This is a genomic window from Bacteroides sp. 51, assembly GCF_010500965.1.
Classification (GTDB): domain Bacteria; phylum Bacteroidota; class Bacteroidia; order Bacteroidales; family Bacteroidaceae; genus Bacteroides.
Map to the genome: position 1 here is coordinate 80635 of NZ_QVMI01000002.1, position 17043 is coordinate 97677.

General features: G+C 39.8%; 11 protein-coding genes and 1 pseudogene. 11 read left to right on the top strand and 1 reads right to left on the bottom strand.

Annotated elements, in window-relative coordinates:
• Nucleotides 1-144: 144 nt before the first annotated feature.
• Entirely contained in the window at nucleotides 145-1281 is a 1137-nt protein-coding gene (locus D0T87_RS02345) for an MBL fold metallo-hydrolase (protein WP_163172478.1), read from the bottom strand.
• A gap of 599 nt (nucleotides 1282-1880) precedes the next feature.
• Here D0T87_RS02345 and D0T87_RS02350 point away from each other — a divergent pair.
• From D0T87_RS02350 to D0T87_RS02405, 11 genes and pseudogenes are all read left to right on the top strand, one after another.
• On the top strand, nucleotides 1881-2384 hold the full coding sequence (locus tag D0T87_RS02350) for a hypothetical protein (protein WP_163172480.1): 504 nt from the start codon (nucleotides 1881-1883) through the stop codon (nucleotides 2382-2384).
• A 35-nt stretch (nucleotides 2385-2419) separates the two neighbouring features.
• Nucleotides 2420-2557: pseudogene (locus tag D0T87_RS25020) on the top strand (caspase family protein); the annotation flags it as partial.
• A gap of 57 nt (nucleotides 2558-2614) precedes the next feature.
• Nucleotides 2615-4036 carry a toll/interleukin-1 receptor domain-containing protein gene (locus D0T87_RS02360; RefSeq protein WP_203558587.1) on the top strand — a complete coding sequence of 474 codons (1422 nt, stop codon included), beginning with the start codon at nucleotides 2615-2617 and terminating at the stop codon, nucleotides 4034-4036.
• A gap of 56 nt (nucleotides 4037-4092) precedes the next feature.
• Complete coding sequence (locus D0T87_RS02365; RefSeq protein ID WP_163172482.1) at nucleotides 4093-5487, top strand: DUF262 domain-containing protein; 1395 nt, start codon at nucleotides 4093-4095, stop codon at nucleotides 5485-5487.
• 2 nt (nucleotides 5488-5489) lie between these two features.
• Nucleotides 5490-7415 (top strand): DUF262 domain-containing protein, encoded by a 1926-nt coding sequence (locus D0T87_RS02370; protein WP_163172483.1) that lies wholly within the window; start codon nucleotides 5490-5492, stop codon nucleotides 7413-7415.
• 130 nt (nucleotides 7416-7545) lie between these two features.
• Complete coding sequence (locus D0T87_RS02375; RefSeq protein ID WP_163172485.1) at nucleotides 7546-7902, top strand: hypothetical protein; 357 nt, start codon at nucleotides 7546-7548, stop codon at nucleotides 7900-7902.
• A gap of 298 nt (nucleotides 7903-8200) precedes the next feature.
• The gene (locus tag D0T87_RS02385; RefSeq protein WP_163172487.1) at nucleotides 8201-12022 is read left to right on the top strand and encodes a phage tail tape measure protein; all 3822 of its coding nucleotides are present in this window, start codon (nucleotides 8201-8203) and stop codon (nucleotides 12020-12022) included.
• Nucleotides 12023-12147: 125 nt separating this feature from the next.
• Nucleotides 12148-13137 (top strand): DUF6046 domain-containing protein, encoded by a 990-nt coding sequence (locus D0T87_RS02390; RefSeq protein ID WP_239063428.1) that lies wholly within the window; start codon nucleotides 12148-12150, stop codon nucleotides 13135-13137.
• Nucleotides 13128-14477 (top strand): hypothetical protein, encoded by a 1350-nt coding sequence (locus tag D0T87_RS02395; protein ID WP_163172489.1) that lies wholly within the window; start codon nucleotides 13128-13130, stop codon nucleotides 14475-14477. The genes D0T87_RS02390 and D0T87_RS02395 overlap by 10 nt, the downstream gene beginning before the upstream one ends.
• Complete coding sequence (locus D0T87_RS02400) at nucleotides 14461-15363, top strand: hypothetical protein (protein ID WP_203558588.1); 903 nt, start codon at nucleotides 14461-14463, stop codon at nucleotides 15361-15363. The genes D0T87_RS02395 and D0T87_RS02400 overlap by 17 nt, the downstream gene beginning before the upstream one ends.
• Nucleotides 15360-17039 carry a hypothetical protein gene (locus tag D0T87_RS02405; RefSeq protein WP_163172491.1) on the top strand — a complete coding sequence of 560 codons (1680 nt, stop codon included), beginning with the start codon at nucleotides 15360-15362 and terminating at the stop codon, nucleotides 17037-17039. The genes D0T87_RS02400 and D0T87_RS02405 overlap by 4 nt, the downstream gene beginning before the upstream one ends.
• Nucleotides 17040-17043 lie beyond the last annotated feature (4 nt).

Consider the following 17043-nt stretch of genomic DNA (forward strand, 5'->3'; position numbering starts at 1 on the left):
TTTTAGAACAGAATACCTCTATATATTAAAGGATTAGTTCTAAAAGTTCACATATTCTATTTATTTACATAAGAGATGGGGATACTATTTAATGAGATTTTCATATTGAAAAGAGGACGACATTGAAAATCGTCCTCTTTATTTTTACATCACTCCATAATAACATTCGCCCTTATCATCACATAAGAGTAGTTTGTGAAAAGTCCCAGTTTTAGATGTCAACACCATATGAGTTATTTTTACGTCACCACGATATCCTGTGGCAAGTATAATACCTTTTTTTTGCAGGATTTCGTTTAGAGTATTATATCTTTTTTTGTTCGTGGCTGGTAATTTTAAGGATACCACTGAAAGGGTGTTTTCATCTATTAAGTCTGGATTATAATTTTCAGGAGACCCATGATGAGGTACTAAAATTAAACCGATTGAACTCCATACACTATTGTAGGCATCTTTAAGTTTGCTGAAAAACTTTTTAGCATTATAATCTCCAAGATATAAACAGCCTATTTTACCAGCAAACTCGGGTTCAATTGGACCAGAATATAGAGTAAGACTTAAAGAGTTTATATCGTGCCCTTTTAGTCTTTCAATAAAATCAGCTACAGCCTTTTTAAGCATGTTATCTCTGTGAGGTCCTGAATCTTCACAGAGCTCAATCTTTTTCCACAAACCCTGTATGTCTTCTGGCTCAATATCATTCTCTATGCATAATGATTTAAACTTGTCTATGAAATGTCTCTTTTGGTCTTCAGACATTATTTGAATATTCCAAGGTATGAACATCCAATTTTCACTGTAGAGGTTTATTCTTAATCCAGAAGGATAGTTTTCAACCGTACTATTTTTACTAGCCAAATCACTTATGCTTGCACTTATTTGATCAGAATTAGTTGTTTCATCAGAATCCAAAATGTGTATTATTCTTGTATCACGAGATTTCTCGCCAACATAATTTACAGTATTTAATATAAAATCACGATCTTCATCACTAAGTTCATTCTCATGAAGTAAATAGAAAGCTGCAAATGGTGGCAACAATGGAAGAATTAACACCTTTACCTTGCAGTGACTTAATAAAAAATGTACTCCATTAATGTGATCCCGATCAAAATGAGAAATAAACACGGCTTCAACAGTCTGGCCTTGGACAGGGAATGCCCTCTCTATAGCCGCTTTTGCTTGATTGTTACTATTTGAACCACAATCATATACAAAAAATAAATTTGAAACTTCTTCTACAGCAAATAATGCATCTCCTACATCATAAAATGTTCTCATTATTGATAATTGTCTGTTTATACTGAAGTATTATCTCGTTAAATTAGAATATGTATAATTTAACATTCTTCAAAGGTATGATTTTTATCTGATAATTAAGATGATGTAAAAACCAAATCTCTTTGATTACTCTATCCTTTGGCACATAGATTATAAAAATTCGATATGAGCGAAATAAACCAAAACCAAGAACGAGCAACTGAAATTAAGAAGAGTGCCCAAAATATCTAAGAGGCCAAGAAACTGAGAACGATTTTCCCAATGGTAGTTTTCGGTACCGAAACAACCCGTGAGAAAGATTACTATGTGGCATGTCTAACTGAACTAACTTTCCCATAGTTTAGTAAGTCCACTTGAAATACCCGAAAATCTCGGAAAGCAAAAATATTATGTAATCCTTTTATGAAATGTGATTTTGAATTCCAGATAGTTATTCTAAAAGAGTTATATTTTCTAAAAGGTTACATAGGAGATGGAGACACTATATAATCTGTTTATAGATATTGAGTTTGATACCAGAGTTTTCCTGTCTTTGAACCTTAGAAAAAATGACATTTGTCTTTCGTCATATTATAATTATACATATATTTGAAAAAGATATGAATATAGAGAAGAATAATATGAAGGGTGAGCTATTACATAGTAGATTCTTAAATGACCATGGTATTGGCATTTTGATGAGAATAAAGCATCATGAAGAAGGTCGTACTTTTAACGCCTATCAAATATTGGCACAAGCATTAGATATCCCTACATTAGAAGAAATGGTAAGAAAAAATATATTCTTTCTACCAATGTATTCTCCAGCTTCAATTTCTGCTGTTCAAATACCTGAATCATCCATTGTTATTAGTTTTGATATACATTTTATTATCAAAATAGGGTGTTTACATACAGTCGCTGTTCTATTACATGAAATAGGGCACACTATGAATCCAAATGCTAACTGGATGACTGATGAATTTTATGCTGATGATTTTGTTATTTCTCATCATTTTAAAGATCAATTGCTTGAAATGCTGGATTATGGAATTATAAATTTCCCTGAAACGTATAATAAGCCAATCACCTATGACAGAATTTCAAGAATAAAAAACTTATGAAAACGATTGCAGTTGTCTTGTGAAATAATGATTATTTCACAAGAGATGAATTAAGTAATTGTGTAAATGATGCACAATCTATGAAAGAAGTTCTCCAAAATCTTGGCTATACTGTAATTGATACCATCGATAGTGACTGTTATATTTATCATCATGGACAGGAGAAAACATAAAACGCACATACTATTTTTTGAGAAAGATTCTGAGTTGTTATCATTTAGTGTATACTTATGGGAGACGATACGATAAAATTGTTTATTTCTTATTGTTGGACTGATCAAGATCATGAGAATTGGGTTTTAACCCTTGCTGAGGAATTAGTGGAAAATGGGATTCATGTGGTATTAGATAAATGGGACTTAAAAGAAGGTCACGACTCTTATGCTTTTATGGAAAAGATGGTAAGTGATCCAGATATTAAGAAAGTGCTTATAATCTCTGATAAAAAATATGCAGAAAAGGCAAATCAAAGAGATGGAGGTGTTGGTACCGAAACTCAAATAATATCTCCTGAAATTTACAAAAATCAGAAGCAGGAGAAGTTTGTAGCTCTAGTCGTTGAGAGAGATGAACTGGGAGCACCATATTTACCTATTTACTACAACACTAGAAAGTATATTGATTTTTGTAATGTTGAAAATTACGCTGATAGCTTTGAATTGTTGTTACGATGGGTCTATGATAAACCCCTTTACAAGCGCCCACCACTAGGGAAGAGACCAGCTTTTTTAGAGGAGCAGAGTGGAATATCTTTAGGCACCTCCTTAATGGCCAAAAGAATAATTGCTGGTATCAAAGAGGCTAAACCCTATAGATTTGGTGCATTAGATGAATATCTATCTTCTTTTTCTTTGAATATAGAGAGGTTTCGAATAGATGCAAAGCCAGAGGAATATGATGATATTCTAATTGACAGAATTAACTCTTTTACAGTGGCACGAGATGAGTTTATTTTTATTTGTATTACTTTGTGTCAGTATTCTGATGATTTGAGAATCAGAAGGTTCCATGCTTTTTTCGAGAGATTAATTCCTTATTTTAGATTACACAGAGGTTATGAACATGATAATGATATCTTTAAATTTATAGCCAATGAGTTGTTTTTGTATTACGTTGCTGTACTGCTCAAATACGAAAAGTTTCAGGAACTAGATGAATTCTTAGCAAAAGAATACATGGAAAATGAAGATAGTTATGGAACGGAATTGCCTGCATTTCTTATATTTTGCAATTATTTGAAATCTTTAGGCAATCGGAATAGCAGGTTGGGGCTTAATAAACTTTCACTACATGCTACATTGTTAAAAGAAAGGTGTAAGCATCTTGAAATAGATTTCAATTCTATAATGCAAGCGGACTATATTCTTTTCTTACGAGCAGAACATCTCTACGATACAAGTTATACAAGATGGTGGCCACAAACGCTTATCTATGCTGAATACCAAAGGCGTCCTTTTGAGGTTTTCTTTAGAGCTCAGTCTCAAGCATATTTTGATTCATTGAAGGATCTCCTTAGCTTTGATAACCTTAGTAGCTTTAAATTGTTTATTGATGAATACTATGAAGGTAAAAGAGAAATACCTAGGTGGCAATTTAACTCTATACATCCAAAAATCTTCTCAAATTACGAGAAATTGTGTACAAAGAAGTAATATGATGGAAGTAATAGACAGATAATTGATTGCAAAACGAACATTTTGAGGTAAGTATGAAACACATCTCTGCAAATATAGTAAATGTCCAAGATATTCTTTTTAGCAAATTATCCATTCCTAAATATCAGCGCCCATATGTTTGGACCACATGTAATGTTGAACAGTTATTGGAAGATATTTATAATAATTGGACGAATCAAAGGAGCAAATATCGAATCGGAAGCATAATCCTTCATGAAATGTCTGATGGTAATTTTGAAATCGTTGATGGGCAACAGCGCCTTACAACTTTACTCTTAATTATAAAAAACCTAAATATAGGAAATTCCATAAATGATAACAACCTTCGATTTTACCATCAGTCATCAGTTGAGAATATAAATACAAATAATAAAGCAATAAAAAAGTGGATAACCAATAAGATTGATGGAGACCGTGACGTTTTTTTGAAATATCTGATTAACTGTTGCGAAGTTGTACAAATTGTAGTTCTTGATCAATACCTATCAGAGGCTTTTCAAATGTTTGATTCTCAGAATGGTAAAGGTAAGGAATTGGAGGCTTATAATCTTTTGAAAGCCTATCACATACGAGCAATGAAGGACTGTGAATATGTTAAGGTAGCATGTGATCAACGCTGGGAATCATCTACAAACTTTGAATCAAACGACAAAGTTCGCAATTTGTTAAGACAGGTTATTAACGAGCATCTTTATCGTTCCCGTATCTGGAGTAAGGGTTGCGATGCGTGGTCATTCACTAAAAAGCATATAAATGAATTTAAAGGTATAAATCTTGAAGACAGGAATCCTGAACTTTCACCGATGCACAATACTTTATGGCTGCAAGTGTTTTACGAGCTTTTCTCAGAAAAGGGGTTACAAATCAAGGGGTTGAAAAGTAGACTTCCGGGAAAAGAAGATAAATATCCTTTTTGTTCAGTCAATCAGATAATTGTAAACGGAAAGTTATTCTTTGACTACATTGATAACTATATTGAAATATATAAACTCTTATTTCTTAATTTGAAAACAAATAACGAACAATGTTTAGAATTGAAAGAATTTCGAGATTATTATTATGGAACATGCAAGAATGATGAAACATACTGGTGGCGGACTGGGGACACTTATTTACGAGAACTATATAAATCATTAGCAATTCTTGTGTTTGATATGTATGGCATAAATGGCTTGTTGAAATACAAAAGTATCTTATACACGTTGGTTTATGATGTTCGTCTTAGCTTTAAAATAGTAAAATATTCAAGGGTTGCTCAATGTCCTAAAGATATCTTTAGGATAATAGCTAATTCTACATCAATTTCAGATTTGAATTATCTTAGAACAAAAGCTATGGAGGTAAAGAATAAATTGGTCTCTCAAGGCGTTCCTGAGTCTCCTAAAGGTGTAAGTGTTGTCTATAATAACATAATAGCAGAGGAATAGAAGTGGAAGAATTAACCAAAACATTGAGAAGCATTCTCACCGAAAAATATGTAATACCCTTGTATCAGAGAGGATTTGCTTGGGGAAGAGATGAAATACATCAACTACTTCAGGATATTTATGACTCATACTGTAGAAACAAAGATACTCCTGAAAATTATTATATTGGAAGCCTTTTTGTCTTGCCGCGTGACAATGGGAACTTCGAAGTAATTGATGGCCAGCAACGTTTGACTGTAATATCACTTATTGCCAAGATACTTCAACCCCAGTGTAATGAAGTTATATTAAAATATGATGCTCGACCGAAAGTTGCGAGTTTTTTGCAAGCATTTTATAAAGATTCCAGTTTGCAAGAAGTTGAAATATCTGGTGTTACGACATTTTTTGATGCTGTTGATAGTATAAGAACTTGGCATCCAATACAGAATGAAAAGTATAAATTTGTAGTGGATGTCGATTTTATTAATTACTTTTTTGATCATGTCTATCTGGTTTGTGTCGAAATGCCAAGTGATACTGATGTTGCTGCCTACTTTGAGATAATGAATAACCGTGGTGAACAATTGCAAAAACATGATATTTTAAAAGCACAAATGATGGGGAAGATAACATGCCCAGAGAAACGACATACATTTGCGATTATCTGGGATGCTTGTTCTCAAATGGACACTTATATTCAGCGTTCTTTCATAAAAGATCATCGTGAAAGATTGTTTGGAGAAAATTATAGCCCAATACCCATCCCCGTAGTTTCGGATGATTTTGTTCTTCAGCCAAAAGCAAGTAACGAACAAAATCCCGTAAAATCCGTTGCAAATGGATTAAGTCTAACTGACATACTTGTTGATAATAAGAATATTATTGAAAGCAACACCTCTTCAACAGAAGCGGAAGACTATGAAGACTCTGATGGTAAAGCTAATTCTATAATTGACTTCCCTAATTTTCTTATGCATGTTTTAAAACTGGTCTATAAACGTGAGACTGTCAAATCGGATATAAAAGAGGTTATATTGCATGAACGAGAATTGCTAAACGTGATTGATAATAATAAGTGGCAGGAGAATGACTCTATGGATTTTATTTACAATTTGCTCTACTATCGTAGTGTTTTTGACACTTATGTGATAAAAACACAAGCTATTGATACGGCGGCGGATGATTACAAATGGACACTGCGGATGCCATATCGAGACACTGAAAAAAGTGCGTTGAGATATCGCAATACATTTGGTGACACACATATTCAGACTCGCATAATTAAATGTCTATCCATGTTGCAAGTGACTTACCGTACTCGCATTTATAAAAACTGGCTACAAGATGTATTGTCTTTATTTAAAGAGGAAAAAGAATGGAGCCCAAGTGATTATTTGAGACAACTCGATAGGATCGTTCTTGATTATTATGACAGAACTGAAATTCAAGCCCAGATAAACACAGGTGAAGTATATGCGGAGGGAATTAGTACGCCACATATGCTCTTTAATTTAATAGATTATCTGTATTGGGTAGCTAGTAAAAACAAGACAGTAGAGATCAATCAATTGAAGTATGTGGTTGATTTTGAATTTAAGTACTATAATTCAGTGGAGCATCATCTGCCACAGTCAACAAAGAATGCGGATTTTAAAAAACTTGATTGTCTTGGTAATTTATTCTTGGTAAGTAGGAGAAATAATTCTAAAATGAATAATGAAGTACCAATCGGTAAAGCCTCAAAGACGGGTAAATATTACAATAGAATCCTTGCTCCTAATCGAAAAATAGTTTATGATATCACTAATAAAAAGCAGAAATGGGATGAAGAGGAGATTGAATTTCATTATGAAGACTTAAGAAAGTTGTTGAGTCGGAGAGAGGAAATACTCTCTTGTATAAATGACGATGCTGGTATTAATGATATAGACAAAAGTGAAGAGTAATAATATATACTGAGTTGATATAAATTCCAGATTGAAAAGCATATTCTATAAACAAGAAACAGATTCTACTTTAATTAAAACATTCTTTCTGTTTAGTTTCTATTCTTAGGTAAAATAGAAAGAAATCAATATGACAGAAAGAAATCTAACTCTTACCCAAGAGTCCCAAATCAAAGAAAAAGCGTTCCAACTTAAAGAAGAAAAGAAACTTCGTAAAGTATACCCTATGGTTGTCTTCGGCGAAACTGAAGCCGACGAAAAAGAGTTCTACGTCGCCTACATGAGCGAGCCGGACTTCCCTAAATTTTCTAAATTCATGGCCGCTTCCAAAAAAGACGAGGTAAATGCTATGCGCCAGCTAGCTAAAGATTGTTTTATTGACGGTGATAAAGAACTCATCGACAATGAATCTCTTTTCCTTTTTGGTTTGATGGGACAGCTCTCTGAAATCATCACTACCCGTCAGAGTACAATCGTAAATTTATAACTCGCTGGGAGGTAACTGAAACGCAACGTATCCGGCAGCGCTTGATATACGTTCGCCATTACTTTCCCGGCGTGAATCTAAATGAAATAACAGATGACGAATTTGCCATGTTATCGGAAGATGCCTTATGGTTACACCAGCAAATGCTAGCTACTAAAACCAGTGCTATTCTTCCCTAAAAAGGTTCCATTCCTGTTTTGCCCCTGTAACCCTTCCATAGGTCACAGGGGTTTTTCTTTCCGGACTTTTAATCACAGCGTCTCTTTTTAGCCTATTCTTTTAGAAAGAATTCTTTTCCATGAGCCAAGGTCAATTTCAGAACTATACCGTCAATTACACCATCAATGTGGATGCCACTAAAGGTGTCCAGAACGTTACCGCCTTTGCCGATAGCGTAGCCCGACTCACTGCTGCCAGAACGAATCTGGACGGAGCGGTAAACAATATCAAAAAGATGATGGATGAGATTGACCGGGTATTTCGCACCAAGGCCGGAAGGAAACGTGACTACTCCTATAAATTCAATATTGATACTAGTGGCACCGAAAAGAAGCTCGAACGCGTACAGGCACTATTGGTTGATATTGCCGCAAAGACCAAAGGTATCAATCTGGTTCTTACCACAGGAAAAGCCTTAAATACCAAAGGACTAAAAAACCAGGCCAATGCTTTACTCAATAATAACATTAATCAGCAAGGGCAGAGCCTGGCTAATGGTGCAGCCAAGAGTTTCCTGAATGCCCAGCAACAAATAACAAAAAGCATTGGTAAGATAAATGCCGGGTTAAAGAGCATTGAGACCCGGGAGATCAAAGTGAATACCACTCAGGCTAAAAGCCGTTTGCAGGAAATCATAACCTTGCTTACTCAGGTGCGCACATTAAGCGCTAAAGGTTCCACTTTACGCCTGAACTCATCCTCTTTACTTGCCGGGAACTTAAAATATGCTCCAATCAATCCTGCATCCTTCACTATGACGGATAAGGCGCAACAGCGACTAAACGAAAGGCTTTATGCCAATCAGCGGCTCGCCCAGCAAAAACGACTCTTTCAACAACAAGAGGAAGCTGCCAAAATTCAGCGTCAGAATGCGTTAGCTGCAACTCGCCGCATGGAGCGCGAACAAGCTCGCTTGCTCCGTCAACAAGAGGCCTTACAGAAAAAAGCACTGGCTGAACAGCGCAGGCGGGAACGTGAAGCACAACGACGACAACAGCAGAATGCAGCCGGTGCCATCCGTAATGCTCAACGTCAGTCTATATTGAGCCAGTCTATGTATGGAGGCACCAGGCGTGCTGCTATCAATCGCCTGCAGTACTCTCGTGCTCCTAACTTCAGGAACTTGCCCTTTGCCTATATGTTCAACGCTTATATGGCTTATAGTCTGGTCAAATCCGAACTGACCAAAGCGGTGGAGTATGCCAATATCATGGAGTCGGCGCACAGCATATTAAAAGTGGCGGACACTGATCTGGCTACTTTTGAAACTCGTTTTGACAAAATGGCCAGATACGTTCGGCAGATCGGTGTTGAAACCAAGTTCACAGCCATTGAGGTTGCCGGCGCTGTTAAATACCTCTCTATGGCTGGTATGGGTATTGAAACGATCAATGCCTCCATCCGCCCGATTACCAACCTGGCCCTGATTGGTGATAACGACATCTCGCAGATTGCCGACCTGGCTACAAATATAATGGCGGGGTACGATATTAAAAGTAGCAGTATGCCCAGTGTGGCAGACATCCTGGCTTCCACTGTTTCCCGTTCCAATGTAAATATCATTGAGATGGCCGAGTCCTTCAAGATGTCTGCCGGATACATGAAAATGGCCGGTGTCGATTTTACCGAGAGTTCTGCTGCTATCGGTATCTTGGGTAATATGGGTGTCAAAGGCACAATGGCGGGAACCTCTCTTCGTGCTATGGCCACCCGTTTTGCCAAGCCGACTAAGGAGGCCAGCAAAACGCTTGAGAGGTTGGGCATTCAGTTTACCGAATATCAGGATATCTATGGCAAGCAAGTTGAGAGACTTCGTCCGCTGGCTGATATTTTTGAAGAACTGAAGAAAAAGGGTGCAACAATGGCCGACATGCAGGCGATCTTTGGTAAGATCGGAGGTAACGCTGCCATGATGTTCCTAAAGAACTACGATAAACTTCGCGAGCTCTCGTCTCATAACCGGGCATCCCAAGGTATCTCCGGTGAGTTGGCCAAAGTCAAGCAGGATACCACCAAAGGACTTTGGTATCAGGTTACCTCTCAGTTCTCTGAAAGCTTTATGCAATCCTTCGAACTGTTGGAGCCCCGTATCAAAGGTGTTCTCAAAAGCTTCCTAGCTAAATTCAAGGCTCCTGAATTTGCGCAGGGTATTAATGCTATCGGAAATGTCTTGTTAGACATCTTTTCGGTGTTAAGTAATATTGCTACCTGGTTCACTCGTAACTTCTACTGGTTGGAACCGATGTTATTTACCAGTATTGTAGCCACCCGAATATTTAAACTGGCCGGTGCTATTACCAATCTGGGCGTTGCCCTTGGTTTTTTGGGTAAGCAAAATCTGGCAGGTTCCTCGATGAATGCCATTAGTGCCCTTCTCGGCGGTATGGGTACCCGTAATGTGAAAGCCTTAACTTTTGCAAATAAGCGTGCCATTGTCAGTGCGATGGCTGCCGCTGGCATCACAGGTAAGGGAGCTATGTCTACCGCGCTGATGAATGCCGGTCTTATGGGAGGTCCTAATGCAATCTTTGCCCGTGGTGCTGCTTCCAGTTTGTTTGCCCAACAAGTCGCTACAGGAAATGGCCTGATTGGTGCGGGTGCTTCTATCTCTGCATTGGGCACCGGTGCCGTAGCTGCCACAGCCGGTATTGCTGCTCTGGTTGCCGCTCTGGGTTGGTTGGCCTATAAAACCTGGAAAGTGAAGAAGGCTAAAGACGCGGTACTGGAAGAGATCGAGGCCAATCGTAAATACCGTTACCCTTCTATTGAGGCACTCCATGATTCCTTAAGCCACACCTATACCATGGCTGTTAATGCCAAAAAGGCTGTTGATGACCTAACCTCCGGTAAAACGGTCCAGGAAGAGTCTGGCCAAAAGATCGGTGCTTTCACAAGCAATTGGTGGGGAAGTCTTTTCTCTTCCTGGGCAGTAGCAAATTCTTCCAGATATGGGATGGGCACCACCATGACCGAGTATACCACTCAGGACGCTTATCAGGACGATGCGGTAGCCGCACTGGTAACATTGGCTAAGAAAGATAGTCAGGCGCGTGTCAACTCCGCTTTTGCTGAGTTTGGTAAATTTCGTAGTGCTCTGGAGGTTGGTGCTTTTATTGAGAATATCCATCTTAAATACGGGCAAGATGAAAATAAGTTAGACCCATCTCTCTGGACAACAGATCATGAAGGAAGGATCAAGTATAAAAAAGGTATTGAAGACCTGAAATCTGCTGACGCCCATAAAACCTGGCATTATGCCAATTATCACAATACGGTTACGGTTAAGGAAATCGAAGTGGCGGCTCATGCTTATCAGAAAGCCATCGCAGATGGTACCGGAGCGCGAGCATTGATAGAAAAGGCAGGGTTTAACTTTTCCCAGATGCCCGACCTTGGTTACTACCAGAATGATAAAGGCTTATGGGTACAGAAGAGTCCGGGAAAGAATGCTACGGATACCGAACGTCAAACTGCACTTTCTAATACAATGAAGCTTCGTGAGCAGCTGGTAGCCCTGACCTCTACACTCCGAAACACTTTTGGCGGCTCTTCCGAGGCTGCTGAAAATATCATGCGTACGGCAGGCTTTACTCCGCAGCTCTTTTCGAATGAGCCCCTGTTTAATGACACATCACCTTTCAATGCGAATGGTATTACCAACAACCATCTTTCGGATGGGGATGACGGTTATGCCGGAGGAAATTATAGTGGAACCGGTAAACTTTCTTCGGCTGCTCCCAAACAGGTTATAGTCAATATCACTAATCTTTTAAGTGTGGAGACTATTGATCTGCTTAAGTCCGAAGAGGGGCAGATGGCAGAGGTTCAGAACCTGAAAGAACAACTGGCTCAAGTTCTGATTGATGTGGTTCATGACTTTGACGCCAGTTGGAATAGTTAAGGGAATCAAGAGCTGAATACACCTCGCGAGCCCTCGCGAACCATGAACTTCGAGCAGTTTGCCTCTCGCGAGCACTCCGGCGCCTCAGGCAAGTCCCTGAATCGTGTAAATTAATAAAAGATAGAATGATGAATTATAAAAAAGGATTGTGGGGAATTGCAAGTAGCACCCTGACCTCGGGTGGTGTGCTCTCGCATGGAAGTGTGAGTGGCTATCTCAGTGATGCCGCTCGTAGGGCACTTGGCATTGGTCTATCTCATTTCGAGGATGGTGCCGTTCATTATTTCGCCAAGGATACAAAGATTCTTAAGCGAGCTATCCGGCAAACCGCCTCTCAGCTGGCTTATGGCATGCTACGTTCTTACCCCCGCTACCTGAAATACTGGGAACAGAAGAACCGGGATAAATACCTTCAGACCTTGTCTCAGACAAGCCTGGCCAATAAGAGCGGGCAATACTACCAGCTAATCAAAGAGCAACAGGCCGTTGCCGCTCTAAAAAGTTATTCGGATACCATCGTTGGAAATGTAGTCAGCGATTACCTTGAATTGACCATTAGCGAAGAAGGAAGTTATTACGACAGTAAGGCCGGGAAAATAGAATCCAACAAAACTTACGGAATAACCACCTTTGTTGATTTACAGCCGATGGTACAAGTCTCCAGCAAAAACAATGTGGTGCTTACCACCGTACAAGGCCGGGATTACACCCGCAAAGAGTTTATCTCGGGTGGTGATTTGGAGATAACCATCAACGGAAAAATTACCTCTAAATATCCGGATGTCTACCCGGAGGCTGAAGTAAGTAAATTCCTTCGTCTGATGCAATACAAAGGGGTAATTGACTGCGATAATATCATCCTTCGCCAGTTGAATATTAACCGACTTATTCTTCTGAGTTACAACCTTGCCCCTTCCGAATTCCGGAATATTCAAAATTACAGCATCTCCTGTGTAGCTGTCGAACCCTCCGAATCCATTCAGTTAAAACTGGGCGAACAGGAAAAGGTAGATGACTCCATAGCCGATACAAATAAATGGCTTAAAGCCATCCGGTTCGGCACCGATATTATCGAACCCACTGCATTACTAAAGATTACACAGAAATGGATATAAGTTCAGTCGATGTCCTCTCTTGCCATATCCGGATTGGAGATGCGGATGCGGATAACCCTATCAAAATCAAAAATCCCATTGAGATCACTGAAGTATCAGAGATTGAAATTCATGAGTCGTATAAGAAGTTGATCGGTACGGCAAAGATCACATTGCCCAAAGGAAGCATCTATAAAAGCACGGTGATCGGAGCCATTACACTGGAAGGTGTTGATGCCAGTCTGGTAACTACAGAAATCATGCAGGACGGGGTTATCATCGAAAAACGGGCTGCCCAGACAGCTGTCAATGAGAATACCTTTAAAGTTGGTCAGCGAATTAACATTAAGTTAGGCTACAATGGTGTACTGAAGAATATGTTCGATGGTTATATCACGGCTTATAATTCCGACAGCAATTTCCAGATTGATTGCGAGAATATGGCCTATAAACTCAAACTCAAGCAGGCCCCGAAACTTGAAACACCCATCCGGGGAACAAAAATCAATGACCTGTTGGGAGAAAAGTACAGTCTACTGAAAGATACCGGTTTTAAACTGCATGGTGACACTAAAAAGTTTGATATTGAGATTGGCAAGGTCAAGGTAACGGACAATTTTACGGTTGCCGATATCCTGAATGAATGGAGTAAGTACAAAGTCTATTGCTTTCTCAAATACGATAGCAATTCAGAAGATGAAATGCCCTCCATTGCCGTAGGTAGACCCTATTCATCTTCCAAGAACCAGCCGGTATTTCCCGATGAGGCTACCGGCCCGTACCAGATACGTTTTGACTACCATGTAGCAAGCAATGACCTGAAAGTGCTTAAAGTCGATCCCAAGTTCCTTGCAGTTACCGGCAAAGCATTGGGTGTTGATGAGAAATTCTTTGAGGTAACGATAAGGCTTAACCCTGAATATGACCCGTCAAGCCCTTCCTCCAAAGAATTTCAGACGATCAATGCAACCCAGATTTCCAAAAAGACGCATAAGATAACAGGCAATACGACTGCAGAAGGTGCAAAAACGAAAACCAAAGTAGACCTGAGCACTTATACAGTCGTTCCTTATATGTCCACCCGCATGGGAATTAGCTCCGATGAATTGGCAGAGGAAACGATAGAATATTTCCGCAGCTATAACCTGAATGGTATTACCGGTTCGGTTACCATTTTCGGTGACTTCGGCCTACCAACAGCGGTACAGATTGAACTGGTCGATGACCGTAATCCTTCCAAGAATGGAATCTACCTGGTGGATGAAGTAACCACAACATTTGGTACAAATGGGTATAGACAAAAACTCTCCCTGCCCTATAAAATTCGCGGTTCAAAATCAACTTATGGAGAAGGTAAATAACAAACAAATGAACAGCCAGCGTATGATCAAAGAGGCCATACGCAAAATCGCACTGGGTAGAAGCATTGAACGGATTGATATGTCTCCCACCGGAATGTCCGGGATTGGTACTGCAAGGATGATTCACGGTTATGTGGCCAAAATCCACAACAATCCGGATGATGATGAATTTGATGTATATGCCGGTACGATTGATGTGGGCGAATATCCCGATGAGACAGCCAGTTCAGAGCCTCTCATCCATAAGGGGGTATTGCTCTCGGGAACTAAAGACAACCAGGGAGGCTTTCTGGTTATTCCGACTCTGTTCTCAGATGTAACGGTCGTCTCGGATTCTGCTACCCAGTATATGTATATCGTAAATTACTCCCATGCAGATATAATTCAGTTATCTGTGCATAAGGAAATTACTATCGGCGTGACGGAAACCGAAGAATTGGATTCACAGGATGAGAATACTCCCGATTATGATGAGTTGGAACCCACCGGAAAAGAATCTTCTACCAAGTACTCCGCATCCTCTGTAGAAACGATTGTAAAGGATGAAAACGACAAACAAGCTACTCAGAAGATTACACCGGAGCAAATCGAATTTGTTACCGACCAGTCTGTCATCCGGCAATCGGCAGATAAGATTGAACAAAGCGTTGGAGACTGTGCCATCACTACTACCGAGAAAAAGATAACGCTGGGGGCAGAGGATGCAACCGAGCCATTGGTGCTGGGAAATGAATTAGCCAAGTTGATGCTAGACTTCCTGACGGAATGCAGTAAGATCATGACTCCCACCATGATGGGTACCATGCCTGCTGTGAACGCCGCCAGTTTCTCATCACTGATTTCCAAGATAGAGAAGTTTCTTTCTAAAACGACTTTTACCCAATGAGTGTAGAATTGAATCCCGCTATCAGCCATCTGGACACACATAGCCTCTGTTATAAGATATACATCCATCTCTATAACAGTTTCTTTAATGCTCAGGACCGGAAAAGTGATTCCCACCCCTGGGGCGTTGTCGAGGGCGATGAGGTTTCCATTCGTCTTCATAATACCGCTTATAACTTTGCGGAAGCTATTTCCGGTGGTATAACCGGAGAGGCAGACAGTGGGGATGGAGGTATTCTGTTGGACTACCTGAAAAAGAGTGGTGGAGATATGTCCGGTATGCTCAGGGCTAATTATGGGTTGGAAGCCGGAACTGCAAATCATCGCATCCTGGAAACCTATCAAGACAGCCGTGAAGGAGTTACCAGTTATGGTCTACGGGTTTATGGCAATCTGGAGATTGGTGGCAACGGTTTATTGCTTTCCGGAGAGAATGTGTTATCCTATGCAAAAGCATCTCAAACCACAACCCTGTCTGGTAAGTATATTCACTTTGGTACCTCTTCTCTTGAGTCCACCGGTAATTTTCTTATAGGAGAAAATAAAGAAAAAGGAGTTTACCTGTCGGCTGACCAATTAAGCATCCATGGGCAAACAGTTTATCATGGTGGCAATGCCAATTCCCAGCAAATAGACTGGACGATGAAAGACGCTATAATCCACGGCCGTTTGTCCGTTCAGGGAGAAACTGTTCTTTCCGGTAACCTAAGCTCCCTGTATGGCTTTGAGCTGGGAAGCGGAGGAAAAACCGCTCTTCGGATTGATAAAAACTGTATTGTTCACTTGGATACGAATCTGTCATTTACTACCGGATGTGGTATCAAAGTCGGTGAAGCCCCTGTTTTGGTCAGAGCCAATGCTACAGACATACAATTAGGAGCCATCAATGGCGATGTATTGCTTGGAAGTGGATATACCCATAAACTTCGTTTATTGACTGATCTTTTCGATGTAGATGGCGATTATGCCCTACTGAGCAAGTACGGTGCTGCTTACCTGCCTGATGGTTTGGTTGTTCGTCATAACTATGGAGATGAACTGTTATCCAGTTATCGAAGAGACAGTTTTGATGAAGGAATGATCATTCATAAACGCATGCGTTTCGGCAGTGGCCATGAGAGTTTTCTTTATGGAAAAGAGTATGGGCTTGTCTTTGCTTCCTGTGTTATCCGGAACATAATTGGAGAAGCTCCGGTAACCTATAACCACGAAACACGCTTTGTATACGGTGCTTCCAGTAGCAAGCTTCAACCATTAAACCGATTATCCAACTCCCTGTATATAGAGACTGATGCCGATTTTATTACACTAAATAAACCCGTTGAAGGAAAAGAATACATTGGAATTGATGGTTCTTACACCCGTTTAATGGATAGGCAACTATTCTTTGATAGTGAGAGTTGCCTGCTGGCTATAAATGGAGGTATCAAACATGTTGGAGACGCTCTTTTTACAGCCAATCTGAGTTCCGAAAAGTTCTCCTCAGGCTTTGCCGGTTCAGGCTGGGCCATTTTTAATAACAAGACCACCGGCAATGTTGCTGCTACTTTTGATGAACTGACCATCCGTAAGAAGATGCGTATCTATGAGTTAGAAGTGCAGAAACTCTCAGCAACCAATGGCGCATTATGGGTGTCTGACCATTGTTCCGGAGATAGCGTACAAAAAGTGAATTAAGAAC

Excerpts from the sequence above, each read along its gene's own strand:
- D0T87_RS02345 (WP_163172478.1), bottom strand. The coding sequence starts at position 1,281 with ATGAGAACATTTTATGATGTAGGAGATGCATTATTTGCTGTAGAAGAA.
- D0T87_RS02350 (WP_163172480.1), top strand. The coding sequence starts at position 1,881 with ATGAATATAGAGAAGAATAATATGAAGGGTGAGCTATTACATAGTAGA.
- D0T87_RS02360 (WP_203558587.1), top strand. The coding sequence starts at position 2,615 with ATGGGAGACGATACGATAAAATTGTTTATTTCTTATTGTTGGACTGAT.
- D0T87_RS02365 (WP_163172482.1), top strand. The coding sequence starts at position 4,093 with ATGAAACACATCTCTGCAAATATAGTAAATGTCCAAGATATTCTTTTT.
- D0T87_RS02375 (WP_163172485.1), top strand. The coding sequence starts at position 7,546 with ATGACAGAAAGAAATCTAACTCTTACCCAAGAGTCCCAAATCAAAGAA.
- D0T87_RS02385 (WP_163172487.1), top strand. The coding sequence starts at position 8,201 with ATGAGCCAAGGTCAATTTCAGAACTATACCGTCAATTACACCATCAAT.
- D0T87_RS02390 (WP_239063428.1), top strand. The coding sequence starts at position 12,148 with ATGATGAATTATAAAAAAGGATTGTGGGGAATTGCAAGTAGCACCCTG.
- D0T87_RS02395 (WP_163172489.1), top strand. The coding sequence starts at position 13,128 with ATGGATATAAGTTCAGTCGATGTCCTCTCTTGCCATATCCGGATTGGA.
- D0T87_RS02400 (WP_203558588.1), top strand. The coding sequence starts at position 14,461 with ATGGAGAAGGTAAATAACAAACAAATGAACAGCCAGCGTATGATCAAA.
- D0T87_RS02405 (WP_163172491.1), top strand. The coding sequence starts at position 15,360 with ATGAGTGTAGAATTGAATCCCGCTATCAGCCATCTGGACACACATAGC.